22 protein-coding genes and 3 tRNA genes are annotated in these 22,028 nt (G+C 57.0%); 7 read left to right on the top strand and 18 right to left on the bottom strand.

Annotated features, from left to right (window positions below; translation table 11 throughout):
• A partial coding sequence (locus tag JHD62_RS03480; RefSeq protein WP_199101776.1) for a hypothetical protein occupies positions 1–187 on the bottom strand: 187 nt, incomplete at its 3' end.
• Between the two features lies 1 nt (position 188).
• Here JHD62_RS03480 and JHD62_RS03475 point away from each other — a divergent pair.
• Together JHD62_RS03475 and mscL are read left to right on the top strand one after the other, a co-directional pair.
• Positions 189–264, top strand: a tRNA-Asn gene (locus JHD62_RS03475).
• 194 nt (positions 265–458) lie between these two features.
• Positions 459–920 carry a large conductance mechanosensitive channel protein MscL gene (mscL, locus tag JHD62_RS03470; RefSeq protein WP_045845158.1) on the top strand — a complete coding sequence of 154 codons (462 nt, stop codon included), beginning with the start codon at positions 459–461 and terminating at the stop codon, positions 918–920.
• Between the two features lie 68 nt (positions 921–988).
• Here mscL and JHD62_RS03465 read toward each other — a convergent pair whose 3' ends face one another.
• The 3 genes from JHD62_RS03465 to JHD62_RS03455 form a co-directional block, all read right to left on the bottom strand.
• Entirely contained in the window at positions 989–2,812 is a 1,824-nt protein-coding gene (locus JHD62_RS03465; protein WP_199101775.1) for a methyl-accepting chemotaxis protein, read from the bottom strand.
• Positions 2,813–3,003: 191 nt separating this feature from the next.
• A complete protein-coding gene (locus tag JHD62_RS03460; RefSeq protein WP_199101774.1) occupies positions 3,004–3,594 on the bottom strand; it encodes a methyltransferase domain-containing protein in 591 nt (196 codons plus the stop codon).
• Between the two features lie 21 nt (positions 3,595–3,615).
• The gene (locus JHD62_RS03455) at positions 3,616–4,008 is read right to left on the bottom strand and encodes a DUF1289 domain-containing protein (RefSeq protein ID WP_199101773.1); all 393 of its coding nucleotides are present in this window, start codon (positions 4,006–4,008) and stop codon (positions 3,616–3,618) included.
• Positions 4,009–4,104: 96 nt separating this feature from the next.
• Here JHD62_RS03455 and JHD62_RS03450 point away from each other — a divergent pair, with 96 nt between their 5' ends.
• Positions 4,105–4,356 (top strand): hypothetical protein, encoded by a 252-nt coding sequence (locus tag JHD62_RS03450; RefSeq protein WP_199101772.1) that lies wholly within the window; start codon positions 4,105–4,107, stop codon positions 4,354–4,356.
• Between the two features lie 148 nt (positions 4,357–4,504).
• Here JHD62_RS03450 and JHD62_RS03445 read toward each other — a convergent pair whose 3' ends face one another.
• The 4 genes from JHD62_RS03445 to nosP all read right to left on the bottom strand — a co-directional run bounded on the left by JHD62_RS03445 (position 4,505) and on the right by nosP (position 10,465).
• Positions 4,505–4,864, bottom strand: coding sequence for a DUF779 domain-containing protein (locus JHD62_RS03445; protein WP_199101771.1), 360 nt, complete (start codon positions 4,862–4,864; stop codon positions 4,505–4,507).
• A gap of 184 nt (positions 4,865–5,048) precedes the next feature.
• Complete coding sequence (adh, locus tag JHD62_RS03440) at positions 5,049–6,569, bottom strand: aldehyde dehydrogenase (RefSeq protein ID WP_199101770.1); 1,521 nt, start codon at positions 6,567–6,569, stop codon at positions 5,049–5,051.
• A 132-nt stretch (positions 6,570–6,701) separates the two neighbouring features.
• On the bottom strand, positions 6,702–9,299 hold the full coding sequence (locus JHD62_RS03435) for a PAS domain-containing hybrid sensor histidine kinase/response regulator (protein ID WP_199101769.1): 2,598 nt from the start codon (positions 9,297–9,299) through the stop codon (positions 6,702–6,704).
• Between the two features lie 2 nt (positions 9,300–9,301).
• Positions 9,302–10,465 carry a nitric oxide-sensing protein NosP gene (nosP, locus tag JHD62_RS03430; RefSeq protein ID WP_199101768.1) on the bottom strand — a complete coding sequence of 388 codons (1,164 nt, stop codon included), beginning with the start codon at positions 10,463–10,465 and terminating at the stop codon, positions 9,302–9,304.
• A gap of 344 nt (positions 10,466–10,809) precedes the next feature.
• On the opposite strand from nosP, the gene JHD62_RS03425 reads away from it, so the two are divergent.
• Complete coding sequence (locus JHD62_RS03425) at positions 10,810–11,463, top strand: response regulator transcription factor (protein WP_231588788.1); 654 nt, start codon at positions 10,810–10,812, stop codon at positions 11,461–11,463.
• A 302-nt stretch (positions 11,464–11,765) separates the two neighbouring features.
• On the top strand, positions 11,766–12,089 hold the full coding sequence (locus JHD62_RS03420; RefSeq protein ID WP_199101767.1) for an HdeA/HdeB family chaperone: 324 nt from the start codon (positions 11,766–11,768) through the stop codon (positions 12,087–12,089).
• Positions 12,090–12,343: 254 nt separating this feature from the next.
• Here the strand turns inward: JHD62_RS03420 and JHD62_RS03415 are convergent.
• From JHD62_RS03415 to JHD62_RS03370, 10 genes are all read right to left on the bottom strand, one after another.
• Positions 12,344–12,420: transfer RNA gene (locus tag JHD62_RS03415), tRNA-Pro, on the bottom strand.
• A gap of 30 nt (positions 12,421–12,450) precedes the next feature.
• Entirely contained in the window at positions 12,451–12,804 is a 354-nt protein-coding gene (locus tag JHD62_RS03410; protein WP_045845168.1) for a MerR family transcriptional regulator, read from the bottom strand.
• Positions 12,785–13,087, bottom strand: a complete 303-nt coding sequence (locus JHD62_RS03405; RefSeq protein WP_045845169.1) for an integration host factor subunit alpha — start codon at positions 13,085–13,087, stop codon at positions 12,785–12,787. Before JHD62_RS03405 ends, JHD62_RS03410 begins: the two co-directional genes overlap by 20 nt.
• Before the next feature lie 71 nt (positions 13,088–13,158).
• The gene (pheT, locus tag JHD62_RS03400) at positions 13,159–15,531 is read right to left on the bottom strand and encodes a phenylalanine--tRNA ligase subunit beta (protein ID WP_199101766.1); all 2,373 of its coding nucleotides are present in this window, start codon (positions 15,529–15,531) and stop codon (positions 13,159–13,161) included.
• Between the two features lie 19 nt (positions 15,532–15,550).
• Positions 15,551–16,534, bottom strand: coding sequence for a phenylalanine--tRNA ligase subunit alpha (gene pheS / locus JHD62_RS03395; protein ID WP_045845171.1), 984 nt, complete (start codon positions 16,532–16,534; stop codon positions 15,551–15,553).
• Positions 16,535–16,744: 210 nt separating this feature from the next.
• A complete protein-coding gene (gene rplT / locus JHD62_RS03390) occupies positions 16,745–17,101 on the bottom strand; it encodes a 50S ribosomal protein L20 (RefSeq protein ID WP_045845172.1) in 357 nt (118 codons plus the stop codon).
• A 12-nt stretch (positions 17,102–17,113) separates the two neighbouring features.
• Positions 17,114–17,311, bottom strand: coding sequence for a 50S ribosomal protein L35 (rpmI, locus tag JHD62_RS03385; protein ID WP_045845173.1), 198 nt, complete (start codon positions 17,309–17,311; stop codon positions 17,114–17,116).
• A gap of 156 nt (positions 17,312–17,467) precedes the next feature.
• Entirely contained in the window at positions 17,468–17,992 is a 525-nt protein-coding gene (gene infC, locus JHD62_RS03380) for a translation initiation factor IF-3 (protein ID WP_082086295.1), read from the bottom strand.
• Positions 17,993–18,030: 38 nt separating this feature from the next.
• A complete protein-coding gene (thrS, locus tag JHD62_RS03375; protein WP_199101765.1) occupies positions 18,031–19,932 on the bottom strand; it encodes a threonine--tRNA ligase in 1,902 nt (633 codons plus the stop codon).
• A 165-nt stretch (positions 19,933–20,097) separates the two neighbouring features.
• Positions 20,098–20,174: transfer RNA gene (locus JHD62_RS03370), tRNA-Val, on the bottom strand.
• A 223-nt stretch (positions 20,175–20,397) separates the two neighbouring features.
• On the opposite strand from JHD62_RS03370, the gene tgt reads away from it, so the two are divergent.
• Complete coding sequence (gene tgt / locus JHD62_RS03365; RefSeq protein ID WP_045845175.1) at positions 20,398–21,513, top strand: tRNA guanosine(34) transglycosylase Tgt; 1,116 nt, start codon at positions 20,398–20,400, stop codon at positions 21,511–21,513.
• Positions 21,514–21,633: 120 nt separating this feature from the next.
• Positions 21,634–21,957 carry a preprotein translocase subunit YajC gene (gene yajC / locus JHD62_RS03360; protein WP_045845176.1) on the top strand — a complete coding sequence of 108 codons (324 nt, stop codon included), beginning with the start codon at positions 21,634–21,636 and terminating at the stop codon, positions 21,955–21,957.
• Positions 21,958–22,028: the final 71 nt, after the last annotated feature.

Here is a 22,028-nt window from a genome sequence, read left to right as displayed (position 1 = left end):
CCCCCCCCCCCCCCCCCCCCCCCCCCCCCCCCCCCCCCCCCCCCCCCCCCCCCCCCCCCCCCCCCCCCCCCCCCCCCCCCCCCCCCCCCCCCCCCCCCCCCCCCCCCCCCCCCCCCCCCCCAAAAAAAATTTTTTTAGATGTGTATAAGAGACAGCTGCTCGGGGAGCCACCCAGCAATGCATTCAATTCCCTGATAGCTCAGTCGGTAGAGCGACGGACTGTTAATCCGCAGGTCGCAGGTTCGAGCCCTGCTCGGGGAGCCACCCTATTCAAGCAGAAGCCCGCTTTTTATAAAGCGGGTTTTTTGTTTTGACTTCGCCATGATTCCTGTATTTTCTTTGTGCTTTGACAGATCCGCTCATGATGGTGCAAGAATATGCCACACAACATATCGGCATATTCATGCTAAAATAGCGTTTGGTTAACACTGTATTAAACAAAAACTAAAGGATCAGCCATGTCCATTCTGAAGGAATTCAAGGAATTTGCCGTTAAAGGTAATGTGATCGATCTGGCCGTCGGTGTGGTGATTGGTGGTGCTTTTGGTTCCATCGTCAAATCGCTGGTTGATGACGTGATCATGCCGCCTATCGGTCTTCTGGTCGGGAATGTCGATTTTGCCAATCTGTTCCTGGTTCTCAAGGAAGGCGTCAAACAGGCCGGACCTTATGCCTCGGTCGCTGCCGCCAAACAGGCTGGTGCCGTCACCATGAATATCGGCTTGTTCATCAACTCTCTGGTCAGCTTTACCATTGTCGCCTTTGCCATCTTCATGCTGGTCAAGGCCATCAACAGGCTCAAACGCGAAGCACCGGCAGAAGCCCCGGCCGCACCCGCCACCAAGGAATGCCGCTACTGTCTGTCCAGCGTGCCCCTGAAGGCCACCCGCTGCCCCTGCTGCACATCACAGCTGGATTGATGCCACGCATCGGCAAACAAGCGAAAAGAGGCCTCTTGAGGCCTCTTTTGTTTTTGCTGCACGCTGATTCAGCGCTTGTTCTTGCTCTTCAAACCAGCCGCTTCCAGCAAGCTGCTGGGATCAAACCCCAGCCGCAATGCTCCCCAGTGACGCCCATCCAGATAAACCGGCAACGTCAGTTCGGACAGGATTTCACCGGTATCACGCATATAGGTGTGCAGCAGGAAGGGCTGGGTGTTGTGCGCCGATTTCAGCCCTGCCGGGTCGGAGAAAATGCGCTTGTCACGACTGTTGACCAGGTCTTTCTCTTCATCACCCGTCACCGCCTGGCTATACCAGCTGTTATGCGTCGGGGCATAGCCATTGCCATCCACCAGCAAGCAGAAGCGTCCGCCGACAACATCCCGTACCAGGGCGTCGTAATGCGGTTGCACCAGGCCTGCCAGCTTTTCGTCGTAGGCGGTATGGTATTTGGGCGGCTTGCTGCCGGGAATCTGCTGGTAGCGCTTGTCGAAGACATCCACACCAGACTTCAGCTGCTGCAGCAGGATGTCCTGCAGCACATCACGCTGCTTGCGCGCGAGGCTGATCATGCGGTCGAACTCACCTTCACCGATGATGAAGCGCGACACCATTTCCTGCACTTGCTCTGCCACACCGGACAGTTCGTCTGCCACATGCTCGGTATGATTCAGTCGCTCTGTCACCAGTTGGCCCAGGCCATGAATCTCCGATACATGGCGATTCACCTGCCGGTTGGTTTCGGCAAAATCTTCCATGGTGCCGGCAATCTGGGTCAGACTGCTGGCCGTGGTTTCAAAATCGCCCATCATGCGGCCGAAATGTTGCGAGGCACGTGATACCACCTCCCGTGCCTTGTGCGTGTCCGTGGTGATTTCATTGGTTTCAACCTGGGTATCGGAAACCAGGCCCAGCATGCCATCAATATTGCTGGAAATCTCATCGGTGGCGTTCTTCACCTTTTCCGCAAGTTTGCGCACCTCATCGGCAACCACGGCAAAACCACGGCCGGTTTCACCTGCACGCGCAGCTTCGATGGCGGCATTCAGCGCCAGCAGATTGGTTTGATCGGAAATATCCTTGATCAGGTCAACAATGGTTTTGATACTGGCCGAGCGCTGACTCAGGTCCTCAACCGTCTGGTTGAAATGCCCCACCTTCTGACTGATGTCGTAAATACGGTCCGCCACGGTTTTCAGTTCGTCATATGACTCGCGAGCCACATCCAGATTGGACAAGGTAGAGGCTGAAATGGATTGCGTCTGCCCGGTAACTTGATTGATGCCGGTAGTGGTCTGATCACTGGCATCGCGTACCCGTGTGGCAAACTCGTCCTGGCGTACTGCACTGCCCAGCGATTCGCTGACATTCTTGCGGGTACGTGCCGAATCCATGGCAATGCGTACTGTCATCAGCCGCACATTGCTGATGATTTCGCGCATTTTCAGCTGGAAGCGATTATAGGAAATCGAAACTTCGCGGATTTCGTCATGCGTGACGGTGGGAATATCCCGTGACAAATCGCCCTCACCGGCACCTATTTCATTGAAAATGCCGATAATCATCTTGAGCGGACGCACAATCAGATAGCGCAAATACCAGACCATGAAACTGATGAAGACGAAACCGGCCAGCCACAGTGCCGATGACCAGAAAATGGCACCATCAATACTGGACTGTATCTGCGCCAGATTGGCCGCATTGATACCGGAACCGGCCAGCTGGCTGCGAATGCCAGTCAGCACCAGATAGACGTAAACCACCATGATCAGCTGGAACAGACTCAGAAAAAAGAAACTGCACAGCTTCCGGGTCAGGGTAAAGAAAAATGTTTTCTCGATCAGGGTATAGACGCGCCAGAACCACTCCATGCTCTCTCCTTACAACCTGCTGCTATTGCTTGTTATATGTTTAAAGCGGGCGCTACATTTTTACCCGAATTTAGTGAATTAACCAATCAAATTTAGGATAAACCTGATAGCAATCAAGAAGCATTACCATTCGCGTCAAAACAATTTAAAACTATCAACACAAAAACTGATCAATTTAGCAGCAAGCAAACTCAGTTTGCTAGCCGTTGCCACACCATCCAGTACTCTTTCCCGGCGAAAACAGGTATGGCTGCCGCCACGGGCTGGCATGTCAGCAAGCTGAAGGATGGATCCAGCCGCTGGTGCAAATCCGCCAGACTGGTTCCGTAGGGCGGGCCTTTGGGCTTGTCTGCCAGAAAAAACACTCCCGCCAGAAAACCTCCGGGTCGCAACAGTTGACTGACCTTATGGGTATAGCTCTCCCACAGCCTGGGTGGCAAGGCACACAAGAAAGCACGCTCGAAAATGGCGTCATAGTGTGCATCGGCTTGCAGGGCAAAGAAATCGGCCTGCCACAACCGTGCGGTACTGCCCTGCAAAGCCTGACGCGCACGCTTGACCGCCTCGTGGCTGAAATCAATCGCATCCACCTGCATACCTGCCGACAATAACCAGGGGACGTCGGCCGCACTGCCACAGCCAGGCAGCAGTACCTTGCTGTCAGGTGCCAGCCCGGCAAAAAACTGCCGCATCTGCTCATCGCCAGCCGCACCCTCCCATGGCGTTACGCCTTGTTCATAGCGCTGATCCCAAAATGCGGGCAGTGAACTATCCTGAGCCATCCGTCAGTCTTCCTATTTATGCTAATTTGCTAATGCTACATACTGGGAAAGTTGCGCCAATACCCCGTCCAGCCCTTGCTCCAGGGTAAGGGGCAGTCCCCTCCCGTCCGGCAAGCGCAGCTGCAATTGCCCCGCACTCATCCGCAACATCAGGATACGGCCATCCAGTCGCAATACGCCCCACTCCTGACCATCCTGCACTTGCAAGTCCAGCAGCACGCCCAGACGTTCGGCAATTTCCAGCAAGGGCATGCGCTGTGGCAGGGTTTGCCATACTTGCTCGCGCTCGGTGCCGTCCATGAAGCACCAGTTGGAAATTTCGGCAAAGCTACGGCCACATCCTCGACAAACATTGTCACCAACCGCAGTTGTACAGCGTGCAATGCATGGGGAATCGGGTCGTTGTGTTGCCATTGAATACTCCTGTATGAAACATATCTGTCATCTTTCTTGACGAAGGCAATAAAAATGTCAGATAAATGAAAGATCGCTGCAACATGATATACACCAATGCCTCGCAACGAATTATTGATTTTCCGTATATTGCGCATCCTGCGCACACGTCAGGTTCAGTATCTGGATGAACAGCAGATCATGACAGCCATGCGCCGCGAGATGGGGAATGAGGTCAACGAGAGCATCATTCAGGAGCATCTGCGCTATATGCAGCAGCACGGCCTGCTCAAGCCCATCAATCTCAAGCGGCATGGAAACGGTTACGCACTGGACTGGGCCGGCTACGACTATCTGGACGCCTCCTGAAACTGCGGTCATTTTAATGCCAGACAAGGCCGGCAAAGGATTTTTCCTGGCCGGAAATGAAAAAACCCCCGGTCGGGGGTTTTGTTTTGTCTGCATGCTTGCAGTTGATGACTAGACCACCCTTAGCCTGCCAAGCGCCTGGCTGGCTTTATTGCCGGGCGAGTTCCGCCAGTTCTTCGTCGCTGAACAATCGCGACAGGGTGACAAAGCGCATGCCTTCGCTCCCTTCCAGCGAAAAGCTGCTGCTGCGTCCGGGCAGGGCATCGATGGTGAGTTGACAGTTCTGCCAATAACCGTACAGGAATTCGCTGATGTAAAAAGGGCAGCCGCCGATTTCTCCCAGCAGAATGTCATGATCGCCAACACGGAATTCCTGCTGGGTAAAACACAGTGGCGCACTGCCATCACAACACCCACCAGACTGATGGAACAGCAAGGAACCATGGCGTTGGCACAACACCGACAATAGTTCCGCAGCACGCTCTGTCATGTTGACGCGGGAAATCATGTCACCCCTTTGTGAAAAACCGGCGGCGCCAAAGCGAGAGCGGCTCGCGCCACCCCCAAGGAGGACCGCTGCTTGCACACGGTCACCACCAGTTACAGGTGATGACCGTGAAATGAACTGTTTGCAAACCGACGGTGCGGCACAGCGCACCACACCGTCGGCCCTGGCGGAGTAAACCCGCCGCTTAGAAGAAGCCCAGGGCTTTCGGGCTGTAGCTCACCAGCAGGTTCTTGGTTTGCTGGTAGTGATCGAGCATCATCTTGTGGGTTTCGCGACCGATACCGGACTTCTTGTAACCACCAAAGGCAGCGTGTGCCGGGTAGAGGTGGTAGCAGTTGGTCCAGACACGACCGGCCTTGATCTCGCGGCCCATGCGGTAGGCGGTATTGCCGTCGCGGGTCCACACACCAGCCCCCAGGCCAAAGGCGCTGTCATTGGCAATGTGCAGGGCTTCTTCCTTGTCCTTGAAGGAAGTCACGGCAACAACCGGGCCAAAGATTTCTTCCTGGAATACACGCATCTTGTTGTGGCCCGCCAGGATGGTCGGCTGCACATAGAAGCCCTCGGACAGCGCACCACCGAGATGGGCCTGACCACCACCAGTCAGCACCTGGGCACCTTCGGCACGACCGATGTCGATGTAGGACAGGATCTTGTCCAGCTGCTCACGCGAAGCTTGCGCACCGATCATGGTGGACATGTCCAGCGGATTGCCCTGCTTGATGGTCTTGACGCGGGCCACGGCGCGTTCCATGAAGGCATCGTAGATGGATTCCTGCACCAGCACACGTGACGGGCAGGTACATACCTCACCCTGGTTCAGGGCAAACATGGCAAAACCTTCCAGTGCCTTGTCGAAGAAGTCATCGTCTTCGCGCATGATGTCTTCGAAGAAGATATTGGGCGACTTGCCACCCAGTTCCAGCGTCACCGGGATGATGTTTTCGGCAGCGTACTGCATGATCAGGCGGCCAGTACCGGTTTCGCCGGTAAAGGCCACTTTGGCGATACGCGGGTTGGTGGCCAGCGGTTTGCCGGCTTCCACACCAAAGCCGTTCACCACATTGAGCACGCCATCCGGCAACAGGTCGGCAATCACTTCCATCAGCACCAGAATGGCCATCGGAGTTTGTTCGGCCGGCTTGAGCACGATGCAGTTACCGGCGGCCAGTGCCGGAGCCAGCTTCCAGGCGGCCATCAGCAAGGGGAAGTTCCACGGAATGATCTGCCCCACTACGCCCAGCGGCTCGTGGAAATGGTAGGCCACGGTGTCGTCGTCGATCTCGGACAGCGAGCCCTCCTGCGCACGCAGGCAGGAGGCGAAATAGCGGAAGTGGTCGACTGCCAGCGGCAGGTCGGCAGCGTTGGTTTCACGGATGGGCTTGCCGTTGTCCAGGGTTTCCACCAGCGCCAGGAACGGCAGGTATTCTTCCAGGCGGTCGGCAATTTTCAGCAGCACATTGGCACGCACGGCCGGCGCAGTGCGACCCCAGCGATCTGCAGCGGCATGTGCAGCATCCAGCGCCAGTTCGATATCAGCAGCGGTAGAGCGGGCAATGTCACACAGCGGCTTGCCGTCGATCGGGCTGATATTGGTGAAGTACTGGCCTTGAACCGGAGCCACCCAGCGGCCACCGATGAAGTTTTCGTAGCGGGATTTCAGCGGAACTTTCTTGCTGATTGCGGCGAGTGCTTGCTGATACATGACGTTGCCTCCTGGCTATTAGAATCGGAGTGCCGGCGTGTCTACCGGCAGCCAGGTCATTGTGCGAAATTGTCTCGCCCTGCTCTATTCGACTTTGGTCTTAGAAACCCGGGCTCCGCCCCGGCAGTCAGGTCAGTCAGCACCGGACTGCGCCAGCCGCCCCAGATGACCGATCAGTGCGCGCAGTCGTGCCGGACGTACCGGTTTGGTCAGGATGGCCCAGCTTTCTGCCGCAATCTCGGCAGCAACTTCCGGCGTTCTGTCCGCGGTGATGATGGCTGCAGGTATGCGCTGCCCCAAGGCTGCGTACAAGGCCAGTATGGCTTGCGGGCCGCGTTCTTCGTTGTCCAGGTGATAGTCCGCCAGAATCACGTCGGGCGTACGGCTGAGCTGGCCCAACAAGGACACCGCCTGTTCGGTATTGGCCGCTACCAGCGGCAGGCAACCCCAACCCGACAGCAAGGTGCTCATGCCAGCCAGGATGGCCGGTTCGTTATCAATCAGCAGCACCGACAGACCCTGCAATTCCGATGGGCCCGGTGAAGCAACCCGCTCTTGCTGACGCGGAAACAGGCTGACAGCCTCAGCCTGACCATAAGGCAGGACAATGCCGAAGAAGGAGCCGCGCCCATAATGGGACTGCACCACCAGCCGGTGCTGCAGACGGGTGGCCAGGCGCTTGACGATGGCCAGCCCCAGGCCCAGGCCCTTGCTGCACATGCCACTGTGTTCGGCCAGCCGCTGGAATTCCTCAAACACCAGCGACAATTTGCCGGCCGGAATACCCTGCCCCTGATCCCACACGCCCACCAGCACGCCGTCGCGCACCCGGCGGGCCCCCAGCAGCAAACTGCCTTGCTCGCTATAGCGCAGGGCATTGCTGAGGAAGTTGCGCAGGATGCGCCCCAGCAGCACCCAGTCGCTGTGCACCACCACCGGCAAGGGGTGGCAACGCAGTTTCAGGCCTCGTTCTGCCACCAGCGGGCTGAACTCGATGCTCAGCTGGCGCAGCAACTGGTCCAGATGAAAGTGACTGGGGGTGATTTGCAAGGCCCCGGCATCAATGCGGGACAGTTCCAGCAGGGTGTTGATCAGGTCGTCCACGGCTTCCAGCGAACTGGCGGCATGTTGCGCCAGCCGCATGCTGTCGGCACTGCCTTCACGCTCGGCCAGGCTGGCGACAAACAGGCGCGCAGCATTCAGCGGCTGTAGCAGGTCGTGACTGGCAGCGGCAAAAAACCGCGTTTTACTGAGATTGGCCTCTTCCGCTGCCACGATGGCGGCGCGCAACTGGGTATTGGCATCACGCAATTCTACGGTACGTGCCGTCACGCTCAGTTCCAGTTCTTCCTTGGCTTGCTGCAGCACCTGCTCGGCACGCCGGGTTTGGGTGATGTCCTGGATCAGCGCATAAAAGCCATGCACTGCACCGTCCTCGCCAATGTGAGGAATGAACGCCGCCTGGGCATATTCGACCGAACGCTTGGGTGCAGGCATCTTGAGTTCAAAGACGGAGGAAACACCTGCCAGCGCCTGCTCGACAAAATGGCGGCGCGGGTCGTACAAGTCAGGCCCCAGCACTTCACGCAGGGTATGGCCGTTGATCTCGTTGACCGGCTTGCCAAACCAGTCTTCATAGCCCTTGTTGGTAAAGCGGTAAACCTGGTCTTTGTCGACATAGGAAATCAATGCCGGCAAGGCATCGGTAATCAGCCGGAGCTTGGATTCGCTTTCACGCAGCGCCCGCTCGTCATGCTTGCGCGCGGTGACATCGCTGCAGGTAATCACGAAGCCGGCATTGGGCATCGGACAGGATTCGATCTCCAGCACCAGTCCGTGGCAAGTCTCTACTTCGTAACTGCCACTGATCGGGCAAAGCAGCGGAATTTCGGCATCTTCCGGCAAGGCATGGCCAATGGACAGGGTGGCCGGGTGCAAACCCGCCAGTTCGCAAAAACGATGATTCCAGGCCAGCAGCTGTGAATGCTGGTCGAATACGGCAATCCCCTGACGCAGACTGTTGACGGTGGCGGCCAGCAATTGGCGATGCGCGGCCTGGTCTTGCTGACGCAACAGTTGTTCCTGGCGCTTGATTTCGCTGATGTCGGTATAAATGGCTACCCGGCCACCATCGGCCGTCGCCCGTTCACTGATGCGCAGACAGCGGCCATCGCTCAATGGCTCCAGATAGCTGCCGTTGCAGTCGCGGTGCTGGTTGCGGCGCAATGCGCGCCACGCGTCGGCCTGGCCCATGGCATCCAGCACGGCGCCGGATTCGGCCAGATGATCCAGATATTCGGCAAAGTGCATGCCGGTGCGGACATGCCCGCGCAGTACCGGCAGCAACTCGACAATGCGCTGGTTGAAGCGCACCAGGCGGTCGTGCTGGTCCCACTGGGCAAAACCGTCGGCAATGGTGTCCACCGCCACGCCCAGACGGTTATTGGCCTGCTCTGCGGCCAGCCGCGCCTCTTCCAGTGCGATATTGCTGGTCTTCAGGTCGTTGATGGCGCGTTCCAGCGCGTGAGTACGCTCCTGAATGCGCTTTTCCAGCTCGGCAGACACCTGGAAAATGGTAAAGGAATTGCCATTGTCGGCCATGCCGCTTTCCACGCGGTAAATCAATGCGTTATTGATCTTGCGCAGTTTGGCATTGTCCTTTTCCAGCTGCTCGACGTATTGCAGCAGCGTGGCTGAATCTGCCCGGGAGAGATCGACAGCCGGTTCCATGATTACCCCTGATGCAGCGCGCCCTGATGTCCGGCATAGCCGATGGCGATGCCGGTGAAGGTCTGGTTGACATGCATGGCATTGAACTGCTCGCCATAGGTATTGAAGCCCACTACCCGGTTCTGCACCAGCAGGCTGGAGAGCCGGCTTTGTGCAGCGGTATTGCTGATCATGATGCGGCGCAATACGCAGTCACATCCCAGCACCACCTGCAATGGTCCCAACTGGCTGCGTACCCGGGCAAAGGTTTTGTCCAGGCTGGCCACTAGGTCTTGCGCCTGTGTGCCCGACAGCACCACGCCCTCATCCACACTGCAAAAGAAGGACAAGGACAAATCCGGGTTCACCCGCTGGATGGAGCGCACATACGGCACGCCACCCACTTGCAATACCAGTGGATGTGCGGCAAAGGTATTGGCATCCAGTTGCTCGGGGTCCAGGCCCAGAGTACGACAGTACTCTACTGCTGCCGGCTCGGCATTGATCTCGGTAACCAGCCGGCTATCGGCATCAGCCTCGGTGATCACCATGCGCTCACCGCTGCGTGCAGCGTGCTCGGACTTGAACATTTCGAACGGATGCCGACTGGCCACCATGACAAAGGCAGCTGCCTGGGTATGGAAACGACCATCCAGCAATATTGCGGTATTTTCGAAGCGCATATTGTCACCGGCCGACCCACCCAAGAGCGGGATATGCCCCAGCGCAGAAGAAAGCCGGCTGGCCACCCGTTCCTCACATGCCGCGAGGCCATCTATCAGCATCAGGGCAAAGCTGTTGCGATCTATCGCAGAACCGCTCTTTCGCGCCAGCTCATGCCGGGCCGTCATCACCGCTTCAAAGGCATCCGCCAGTTCGAAGTCATGCAGCCGCTCCAGTCTGGCTGCAACGGCAAAGAAGTCGGGCTCGGCAAAACTGACTCCGCTGATACTGCCCTGCTGATACCCATGGCAACCGATCTCGCCCGCCGTGGTACAGCCGACAACCAGGGCAGCGCCGAAATGCTGTTGCAAGGCAGGGGCCAGCAAGGAAAGGTCGTAGGCTGGGGAGATGAACAACAGCACCAGGGCCAGTGATGGCTGATGCAACTGCTCGAACAGTTCTGCCGCGGCTTGCGCCGGATCTTGCTGCTGGGTGCTACCCAGCAGTACCGAAGACTGCTTCATCTTGTCTCCACCGGGCTGCGCAGATGGCTGGGCAACCCTGTTCTGTGTCAGCCAGTCTGCGCTGGCTTCTACTTTTGTTGCATGGTCAGCCATCACCAACACTGGCAGGATGTATGGCAGACAGCGTTTGCACAGCCATACCGGCCATACATTCTGGCGTGCCGGCCTCACCCGCCGCTCCAGCCGGCATTCACTGGCTGGCAAGGGCAAGAGGTGGCAGTTCACCAGAATGCAATCCACTCCCGTCGCCAAGGCCATGCTGCCAGCATTGTACATTTCAGGCTATAGTCTTGTTCGCTGGCCGAATCAGGCAGCTTTACTCACAAGTTGGGGTCGTGATGGAAATGAGTATTCTGATCGCCGATGATCATCCACTGTTTCGCGAAGCATTGAAAGATGTTGTGCTGGATGCATTTGGCCGTTCGGTGCAGTTGATCGAGTGCACATCACTGGCAGAAGTCCAGGCCGCCATTCATGATGACACGCTTGAGCTGGCACTTTTGGACCTTAACATGCCGGGCATGCACGGGCTGCAAGGCATAGCCCTGTTGCGGGAAAGCGCACCGGTCGTGCCGCTGGTGATTGTGTCGGCGGATGAACGCAGTGAAGTGGTCGCCGCCGCCTTGCAACTGGGCGTGTGTGGTTTCATTCCCAAATCCACGCCACGGCAGCAAATGGCGGATGCAGTGCGACGCATTGCCGAAGACGGGGAAATCTACCAGCCAGCACAATTGGCCGGACACGACACCAACAGCCTCACTCCATTGCCCCTGTCCGTGGAACAACAAGCCATGCGCAGCCGCATTGCCAGCCTGACAAAGCAAGAGCGTTGCGTACTGGATGCCATCATTGCCGGCAAACCCAACAAGATTGTGGCGATTGAATTGAATATTGCGGAAAGTACCGTCAAGGCACATGTATCGGCCATCTTGCGCAAGCTGGAGGTCAGCAGCCGCACTCAGGCCGTCATCAAGGCCGGCCCGGTTTTGGGTGGATAATCCATCCACTGCACTTGCTGCTGATGTCACCTCCGTATCCCGTAGCAGCCAAAGCAGCAGGCACACCATCAAACCACGCACATCACGCTGCTGATTCCATACAAATAATGGCAATGAATTCAAACATATAGATATTTTATTACCATACCCACTGACTAATCTTGGCGCGATCAGGAAAACTCATCAGTTACAAACGAAATATCCATACCAGCTTGCCTTGACCGGGGAAATGCATCACTGGAGGATGGCCAAACCCGAAGCATTTTCATTTTTCGGGAATCAACTCCATTAAGGAATCAAGCATGTCTGCAAAACTGAAAATCATGATCCTGGTCGCATTGATGAGCAGTTCTGCATTTGCCGCTGCATCTGGCAATGCAAGCAAACATAATGCCTCGGGCAGCAAGTCGAGTGGCAAATACACCATTACCTGCAACGAATATCTCGTGCTCAAGGAAACCGACAAACCGGTCATTATTGGCTACGAAATCAGCAAACACAAAAATGGCAAGGTCAGCGCCGCTGAAGTGATTGCCGATGTCGAAAAAATTCGCCCGGAGGTTGATGAATACTGCAAGGTAAACAAAGAAAAAACCGTTTGGCAAAAGATCAAGAGCGCATTCTGATTCGGCTGAACATACCAGCCACATTGTCTGACCTGTATCCGGAAAATATTTGATGGGGATGGCCAGGACTGAATCAATAATCTTGCCGCGGCCTATTGGCTGCACGCCCATGAAAAGAGCCACCCGACTTCGGGTGGCTTTCGTTTTTGTATCCGATGGTGAATAACCAATGACAGGCAGTACATTATTACAGGCAACAAAAAAGCCACCATGATTTGGTGGCTTTAATGAAATGTGTACTGCTTTTGTTCTTGTGGTCGGGGTGAGAAGATTCGAACTTCCGACCCCCTGCACCCCATGCAGGTGCGCTACCAGGCTGCGCTACACCCCGACTCAAGAGAAACACATTGTAACTGTTTATTTAGTTTTTGCCAACACCTGAATCCAACCAATTCAGAATGGCTTCCAATTCGGTACGGACTTCCTGAGCGGTAATCGGGCGCTCCATTTCTCCGCCCGCACCCAAGCGCTGACGCGCACCCTGAATGGTGAAACCGTCATCGTAAAGCAAGCCGCGAATACGCCGCACCAGCAATACCTCGTGGTGCTGGTAATAGCGACGGTTGCCACGACGCTTGACCAGGCGCAACTGGGAGAATTCCTGCTCCCAGTAACGCAGCACATGCGGCTTCACCCCGGTCAGTTCGCTCACTTCGCTAATGGTGAAGTAGCGCTTGGACGGGATTGCCGGCAAATCAGCCTTGCTTGTTAGCATGGTATTGCTCAACCATTCCTTTGAGTTTCTGACTGGCGTGGAAGGTCACCACGCGGCGTGCCGTGATGGGAATCTCTTCCCCGGTCTTGGGATTGCGGCCCGGACGTTGCGGCTTGTCACGCAGCTGGAAATTGCCAAATCCGGACAGCTTTACCGAATCGCCAGCTTCCAGTGCGATACGGATTTCCTCGAAAAACGTTTCAACCATGTCCTTGGCTTCACGCTTGTTCAGACCTACCTGGTCAAACAACAGGTCGGCCAACTCAGCCTTGGTCAAAGTCATGACTACCCCTTAACTTCTTGAATGCAAATATGGAAGGCGGACATTATGCCACGCCTTCCGGCAATAATGGCTTACAGGCGCAACTGGGCTGCATGCGCGCTTGCAACAGCATCCAGCAGCGCCTGGATGGCTGGCTCGACATCTTCGTCGGTCAGGGTGCGGGCATCATCCTGCAACACCACACGGAAAGCCAGGCTCTTCTTGCCCTCTTCCACACCCTTGCCACGATAGACATCAAACAAGGCAACTTCCTTCACCAGCACGGATGCATGCTGACGGAAGGTGTCCAGCATAGCAGCAACCGTTACCTGCTCGTCAACCACCAGCGCCAGATCGCGGCGTACCGGCTGCAATTTGCTGACCGGCTGGGCCTTGATGGCGTTGCGCTGTTCGACAGCGGCCAAGTCCAGCTCAAACAGCACCGGTGGCGTTGGCAGGCCATACTGCTGCGCCCACTTGGGATGCAGCTCGCCCATCACGCCAATCACCTTGCCATTCAGGCTGATTTCAGCACAACGGCCAGGATGGAAGGCCGGGTGAGCGGCTTTGGCAAAGCTGGCTTGGGCTGGCAGCAGCAGGGCTTCCACATCGGCTTTCACATCGTAAAAATCGATGCGCTCGGCCTTCGCACCCCATTGCTCGGCAACACGCGGCCCCCATGCCAAACCGGCCACTTTTTCCGGCTGGGTGGTTTCGTCGGCCTTGCCGGCAGCATTCTTGCCAAATACGCGGGCGACTTCAAACACCCGCACGCGCGGCTGTTTGCGGTTGAGGTTGCCTTGCAGCACATTGACCAGACCACCAATCAGCGACGAGCGCATCACGCTCATTTGCGAGGCAATCGGGTTGATCAGGCGTACCGGGTCGGCATTACCGGCAAAGTCACGCTCCCAGGCTTCCTCGACAAAGGCGTAACTGACCACTTCCTGATAGTCACGGCCAGCCAGGAAATGGCGGATGTCTTCACGCGGGCGACGCTCTTCCGGCAGCGCCAGCATGCGCAAGCGAGCAGCCGGTGCTTCGTAGGGAATGGCATCGTAACCATGTACGCGGGCCACTTCTTCGATCAGGTCTTCTTCGATCTCGATGTCGTAGCGGAAGGAAGGGGCATGCACCAGGAAACCGTCTTCCAGCGTATCGAACACCAGACCCAGACGGGTGAGGATAGTGGCGATCTGCTCGGTCGACAGGGTAATACCCAGCAGGCGTGCTACACGCGCAGTGCGTACTTTCACGCCCTTGCGGACCGGCAGTTCGGCAACTTGCTCGTTGAGCGGGCCGGCTTCGCCACCACAGATGGACAGCACCAGTTCGGTGGCTCGTTCCATGGCGTCGCGTTGCAGCTCGAAATCCACGCCGCGCTCGAAACGGAAGGAAGAGTCGGAACCGAACCCCCAGGCGCGGGCCTTGCCGGCAATGGCTGCCGGGGCAAAGAAGGCACTTTCCAGCATGATGTCAGTGCTGGCGGTGGTGACACCGCTTTCCTCGCCACCCATGATGCCGGCAATGGCCAGCACCTTGGCGTCATCGGCAATCACCAGATTGTCTTCGGCAAGAGTGACGGTTTTCTCGTTCAGGCACAGCAGCTGCTCGCCAGCCTTGGCCATGCGCACGGTGATACCACCGCTCAGCTTGGCCAGATCAAAGGCGTGCATCGGCTGACCTTGTTCCAGTAGCACATAATTGGTGACATCAACGATGGCGGAAATGGAACGCAGGCCGGAACGCTCCAGACGGCGCTTCATCCAGTCCGGGGTCGGCGCAGCGGCGTTGACATTGCGAATCACGCGACCGATATAGCGACCGCAGGCTTGCGGGGCGGCGATGGCAACCGGCACCACATCGTCGATTTGCGGCACAACAGTGCTGATGGCTTGCGGCTGAAGTGCAGCACCGGTCAGGGCAGCCACTTCACGGGCGATACCCTTGATCGACAGGCAGTCAGCACGATTGGGGGTAATTTTCAGCGTGAACAGCTGATCATCCAGACCCAGATAATCGCGGATGTTCTGGCCTACAGGCGCATCAGCCGGCAGCAGCATCAGGCCATCCACATCTTCCGGTACGCCCAGTTCCTTGCCGGAACACAGCATGCCGCCGGATTCCACGCCACGCATCTTGGTGGGCTTGATCTTGAAGTCGCCCGGCAATACCGCGCCTGGCAGCGCGCACGGTACGCGCACACCTACGGCCACGTTCGGGGCACCACAGACAATCTGTACCAGCTCACCGGTACCGACATCCACCTTGGTCACGCGCAGGCGGTCAGCGTTTTCGTGCTTGACGCATTCCTTGACCTCGCCAATCACCACGCCGGTAAACGCTGGTGCCGCAGCGGTGGTTTCTTCCACTTCCAGACCGGCCATGGTCAGCAGGTAGGACAGTTCCTCGCTGGAAAGGGAAGGATTAACCCAGTTTCTCAGCCATTGTTCGGAGAATTGCATTGTTTATCCCTGCCTGCGCTTAATTGAACTGTTTGAGGAAGTTGAGATCGTTCTCAAAGAACAGTCGCAGGTCATTCACGCCGTAACGCAGCATGGCGAAACGGTCCAGACCGATGCCAAAGGCAAAACCGCTGTACTTTTCCGGATCGATATTCACATTGCGCAGCACATTGGGGTGGACCATGCCGCAGCCCCCCACTTCCAGCCAGCCACGCTCGCCCAGCACGTCGATTTCGGCGGACGGCTCGGTGAAGGGGAAGAAGGACGGACGGAAGCGCACTTGCAGATCATCACGCTCGAAGAAGCGGCGCAGGAAATCAGTCACCACGGCTTTGAGGTCAGCAAAGGACACGCCCTCTTCCACCCACAGGCCTTCCATCTGGTGGAACATCGGGGAGTGAGTGGCATCGGAGTCCACGCGGTATACCCGACCAGGAGCCACGATCTTGATCGGCGGCTCGTTGTTCAGCATGTAACGCACCTGGATCGGGCTGGTATGGGTACGCAGCACATCACCACCTTCTACATAGAAGGTATCGGCCATGGCGCGGGCCGGGTGGTTTTCCGGAATGTTCAGGGCCTGGAAGTTGTGGAAATCGGTTTCGATTTCCGGACCGTCCGCCACCTGGAAACCCATGGAACGGAACAGGGTGGCAATACGCTCCAGTGTCAGCGCCACCGGATGCAGGCCACCAGTGGACAAGCCACGGCCTGGCAGGGTTACATCCAGCGACTCGGCCGCCAGCTGGGCTTCCAGTTTCTGCGCATTGATCAGGTCACGGCGGGCATTGTGGGCGGTCTCGAAAGCCTGCTTGGCCACATTGATGGTGGCACCGGCAGCCTTGCGCTCCTCGGGAGGAAGCTTGCCCAATTGTTTGAGGAGTTCGGTCAGCTCGCCGCTCTTGCCGAGATAGCGCGCCTTGACCTGCTCCAGTTCGATGAGGTCGGACACTGCCTCGACGGCAGCCAGACCAGCTTGGAGAATCGCGTCAACGTTAGTCATTGGGTCTCACACCGTATGCGTCTTTCCGGCCTGTCGGCCGGCGATGTGGCAACCGTTGCATGACATCAGCGGCACCCTGCACCAACCGGCAGACCGGAACAAAAAGGCTGACCACACTCATGGCAGTCTGGTCAACGCTCTTGCAACATCTTTACTACAGGCAAATGAAAAAAAAGGGAGGCATCAGCCTCCCCTTTTACAGTCTTGCTATCAAGCGAGGCTAGCTTTCGCCTTTTCAACGATCTGAGCAAAGGCAGCCTTGTCGAACACGGCCAGGTCGGCCAGGACCTTACGGTCGATTTCGATGGCAGCTTTTTTCAGGCCGTTCATGAATTTGCTGTACGGCAGACCGTTTTCACGCGCAGCGGCGTTGATACGGGCAATCCACAGCTGACGGAACTGACGCTTTTTCTGACGACGGTCGCGGTAGGCATATTGACCGGCTTTCATCACCGCCTGTTTGGCGATGCGATAGACGTTCTTGCGACGGCCGCGATAGCCTTTCGCCAGGGCAAGGATTTTCTTGTGACGAGCACGTGCGGTTACACCGCGTTTAACGCGTGGCATTATTCAGTCTCCTTATGCGTAGGGCATCATGGCGCGAACAGAAGCCATGTTGGTGGCGTGTACCATGGTGGTACCGCGCAACTGGCGCTTGTTCTTGGTGGTTTTCTTGGTCAGGATGTGACGCTTGAACGCATAAGAGCGCTTTACACCGCCATTGCCCAGCACGTTGAGACGCTTTTTCGCGCTCGACTTGGTCTTCATTTTCGGCATGGAAAACTCCTGCAGAATTTCTGAGTTAGATTAGACACAGGGTGACCCGAAGGTACTTGAAACCGCTGCGTCACGCTTTTGCGCAGGGCGTTACCGCCCTACAAAATCAACACGGCAGGGTAGACCCTGCCGTATCGAGGAGAAGATTATACCCGATTATTTCTTTTTCGGGGCAATCATCATCACCATTTGACGACCTTCCAGCTTGGGAAACTGCTCGACTGTCGCAATTTCCGCCAAATCGGCTTCAACGCGCTTGAGCAGCGCCAGGCCGATATCCTGGTGAGCCATTTCACGACCACGGAAACGCAGGGTGATCTTGGCCTTGTCGCCATCATTAAGGAAACGGATCAGGTTACGCAGCTTGACGTTGTAATCGCCATCGTCAGTGCCCGGACGGAACTTGATTTCCTTGATCTGGACCTGCTTTTGCTTGAGCTTGGCTTCGTGACGCTTCTTCGACTGTTCGTACTTGAACTTGCCGTAGTCCATCAGTTTGCAGACCGGAGGCTGAGCAGTCGGGGAAATTTCCACCAGATCCACATCATTTTCCTCGGCCAGTGCCATTGCTTCACGCAGACTGACAACACCAATCTGCTCACCTTCCATGCCTACCAGACGAATCTCGCGAGCGGTAATCTCGCCGTTGATCCGTGCTTCGCGTTCCTGAGCTATAGCCAAATCTCCTATTAATCTATCAAATGCCTGCCGTTGCCGGATCAGGCCTCGGGCATCTCAGCCTTGAGGCGGGCAATGAATGCATCCAGCGTGAGCTGACCCAGGTCTTCACCACGGGCGCGCACGGCAACCAGTTCGCCTGCTTTTTCCTTGTCGCCCACGATAATCTGGTACGGCAGCTTTTGCAGACTGTGCTCGCGGATTTTATAGCCGATCTTCTCGTTTCTCAAGTCAAGATCGACGCGGAAGCCTTGTTTCTTCAATGCTTCAGCGATTTGTGCAGCATAATCCGCCTGCGCTTCGGTGATATTCATCACCACCATCTGCACCGGGGACAGCCACAGCGGGAAGGCGCCTGCGTGGTTTTCGATCAGAATACCCAGGAAGCGCTCCAGCGAACCCAGTGCCGCACGGTGCAACATCACCGGACGTTTGCGGCTGTTGTCATCAGCCACATATTCAGCGCCCAGACTTTCCGGCAGCATGAAGTCCAGCTGCAGGGTACCACATTGCCAGGAGCGACCCAGCGCATCCTTGACGTGGTATTCGATCTTCGGCCCGTAGAAGGCACCCTCGCCCGGCAACTCTTCCCAGGCCACGCCACAAGCTTGCAGCGCTTCGCGCATGCCCTGCTCGGCCTTGTCCCAGGTTTCTTCCGCACCCAGGCGCTTTTCTGGACGCAGCGCCAGCTTGATCGACACCTTGTCGAAACCAAAGCGCTCGTAAACCTCCATCACCAGCTGGTGAAACGCCTTGGCTTCCTGGTTGATCTGGTCTTCGGTGCAGAAAATATGGCCATCATCCTGCACGAATCCACGCACGCGCATGATGCCGTGCAGTGCACCGCCCGGCTCGTTACGGTGACAGGAACCAAACTCGGCATAGCGCAGCGGCAGGTCACGATAGGAACGCAGGCCGCTGTTGAAAATCTGGATATGGCCCGGACAGTTCATCGGCTTGACGGCGTAGTCGCGCTTTTCCGACTCGGTAATGAACATGTTTTCCTTGTAGTTCTGCCAGTGACCCGACTTCTTCCACAATTCCACATCCATCATCATCGGCGTGCGGACTTCCTGATAGCCCTCTTTCACCAGCTTGCCGCGCATGTATTGCTCGACGTTCTGCCACAGCTGCCAGCCCTTGGGATGCCAGAACACCATGCCCGGTGCCTCGTCCTGCAAGTGGAACAGGTCCAGCTGCACACCCAGCTTGCGGTGGTCGCGCTTTTCCGCCTCTTCCAGCATGTACAGGTAGGCTTCCAGGTCTTCCTTCTTGGCCCAGGCCGTACCGTAGATACGCTGCAGCATTTCGTTCTTGCTGTCACCGCGCCAGTAAGCACCGGCTACCTTCATCAGCTTGAACACCTTCAGCTTGCCGGTGGACGGCACGTGCGGGCCACGACACAGGTCGGTGAACTCGCCTTCGCGGTACAGGCTCAGCACCTCACCCTGCGGAATGGATTCGATGATCTCGGCCTTGTAGGCTTCGCCAATGCTCTTGAAGTAAGCAATGGCCTCATCACGCGGCAGTTCGTAGCGCTCAACCGGAATATCCTTCTTGGCCAGTTCGCTCATCTTCTTTTCGATGGCCGTCAGGTCTTCCGGGGTAAACGGGCGCTTGTAGGCAAAGTCGTAGTAGAAACCGTTTTCGATTTCCGGCCCGATGGTGACTTGCGCCTCCGGGAACAGCTCCTTCACCGCATAAGCCAGCAAGTGGGCGGTGGAGTGGCGGATGATGCCAAGGCCATCGGCATCCTTGTCGGTCACGATGGCCAGATCGGCATCGCGATCGATGCTGTACGAGGTATCCACCAGCACGCCATCGACGCGACCTGCCAGCGCAGCACGCGCCAGACCGGTACCGATGGACGCAGCAACTTCATGAACCGTTACCGGCTTGTCGAAGGATCGAACCGAGCCGTCAGGCAGGCGAATGTCAGGCATGTCAACTCCAAACAGGGCGTAATATCGTTACGAAGGGTAAAAAAAAAGAGCGGCCTGAGCCGCTCTTTTTTTGCATGGTACAACCCGCAAGGCTCAGCTAGCGTGAGAATGTCGGGTTGTGGTAGTTCGCCAGTTTTTCACCTGGGATAACTCCATGCTGTGTATTGGTAGGCACGATTGGACTCGAACCAACGACCCCCACCATGTCAAGGTGGTGCTCTAACCAGCTGAGCTACGTGCCTGTCGTCGAGTTGGCAATACTAAAGGCCTGGCCGCGAAAATGCAAGCCCCTGACCGCACGAATCCGCAAGACCGGCTACTGCAAAGGCCGCCCGGCCATAAGCACCCGGCCAGCCTCCGCTGCCACGTCCATTGACACCTCTGCGGGGATTTTCCCTGCTTAAGCAACAGGGCCCTCCGCTTGCTGTATACTAGCGCGCTGATTTTGCATAACAAATACACCCCATGCTGAAGTTTACCGTACACAAGACATCTGGCGGCGCGCGGCGCGGCACACTGGAACTCAACCACGGCACAGTGGAAACCCCGGTTTTCCAGCCCGTGGGCACCTATGGCTCGGTCAAGGCCATGAGCCCGGTGGAGCTGAACGACATCGGCGCGCAGATCATTCTGGGCAATACCTTCCACCTGTGGCTGCGTCCGGGTCTGGAGGTGATCGAGCAGTTTGGCGGCCTGCACGAATTCATCGGCTGGGACAAACCCATTCTGACCGACTCGGGCGGCTTTCAGGTATTCAGCCTGGCCGACATGCGCAAGCTGACCGAGGAAGGCTGCACCTTCCAGAGCCCGATCAACGGCAACAAGCTGTTTTTGAGCCCGGAAATCTCGATGAAAATCCAGACCGTGCTCAATTCGGACATCGTGATGCAGCTGGATGAATGCACGCCGGGCCAGGTGGATCATGCCACCGCGCAGAAATCGCTACAGATGAGCTTGCGCTGGGCTGAGCGCTCGCGCCGTGCGTTTGACGACCTGAAAAATCCCAATGCCCTGTTCGGCATCGTGCAGGGCAATCTGTATACCGACTTGCGTCAGGAGTCGCTGGAAGGCCTGCTGCAGGTAGGCTTTGATGGTTACGCCATCGGCGGGCTGTCGGTGGGCGAACCCAAGCCGGAAATGTACCGCATGCTGAACGAGCTGAACGGCATGCTGCCGGCCGACAAGCCGCACTACCTGATGGGCGTGGGCACACCGGAGGACCTGGTGCACGGCGTGGCCAACGGCATCGACATGTTCGACTGCGTGATGCCCACCCGCAATGCGCGCAACGGCTGGATCTTCACCCAGTACGGCGATGTGAAGATCAAGAACGCGCGCTACAAGGATGACAAGAAGCCGCTGGACGAAGAATGCGGCTGCTACGCCTGCCGCAATTTCAGCCGCGCCTATCTGCACCACCTGCACCGCGTGGGTGAAATCCTGGGTGCCCGCCTGAACACCATCCACAATCTTTACTACTACCAGGAACTGATGCGTGAAATGCGCAAGGCGATCGAAGAAGACCGCTTTGAGGATTTCCGCCTGGAATTCGCTGCCAAACGTGCGCGCGGCGTCGCCTGACAAGGGGAACCGCCCCTGTCACGAACAGGTCAGACATGCCCGACGGTTGGAAAAACCCACATAGCGTGGCTACAATGGCCGGTTTGTATCAACAACACCTAAATAACAAGGGAGCAAACAATGCCCTTCATCGATAAAGCTTTCGCCGCCGGTGCCGCACCGGCCGGTTTCGACATCATGTCTTTCCTGCCCATGATCGTCATTTTCGTTCTGTTCTGGTTCCTGATGGTTCGTCCGCAGCAGAAGAAAATGAAAGAGCACCAGAAGATGTTGTCGGAAATCCAGAAGGGTGACGAAGTCATTACCCAGGGTGGTGTTCTGGGCCGCGTGGTAAAAGCCGGCGAACAGTTCCTGACCCTGGAGATCGCCAATGGCGTGGAAATCAATGTGCAGCGCCCGGCCGTTACCGGCAAGGTGGAAAAGGGCACGCTGAAGTCCCTGTAATTCCCCAGGACGGCCGTCAGCCCGGTAATAACGGGTGACGGCCAGTTTCGTTTCCTACCTCCGATATCACT

This window comes from Aquitalea sp. ASV11 (genome assembly GCF_016429185.1).
GTDB lineage: Bacteria > Pseudomonadota > Gammaproteobacteria > Burkholderiales > Chromobacteriaceae > Aquitalea > Aquitalea pelogenes.
This window is presented reverse-complemented; position numbering and strand designations above follow the sequence as displayed.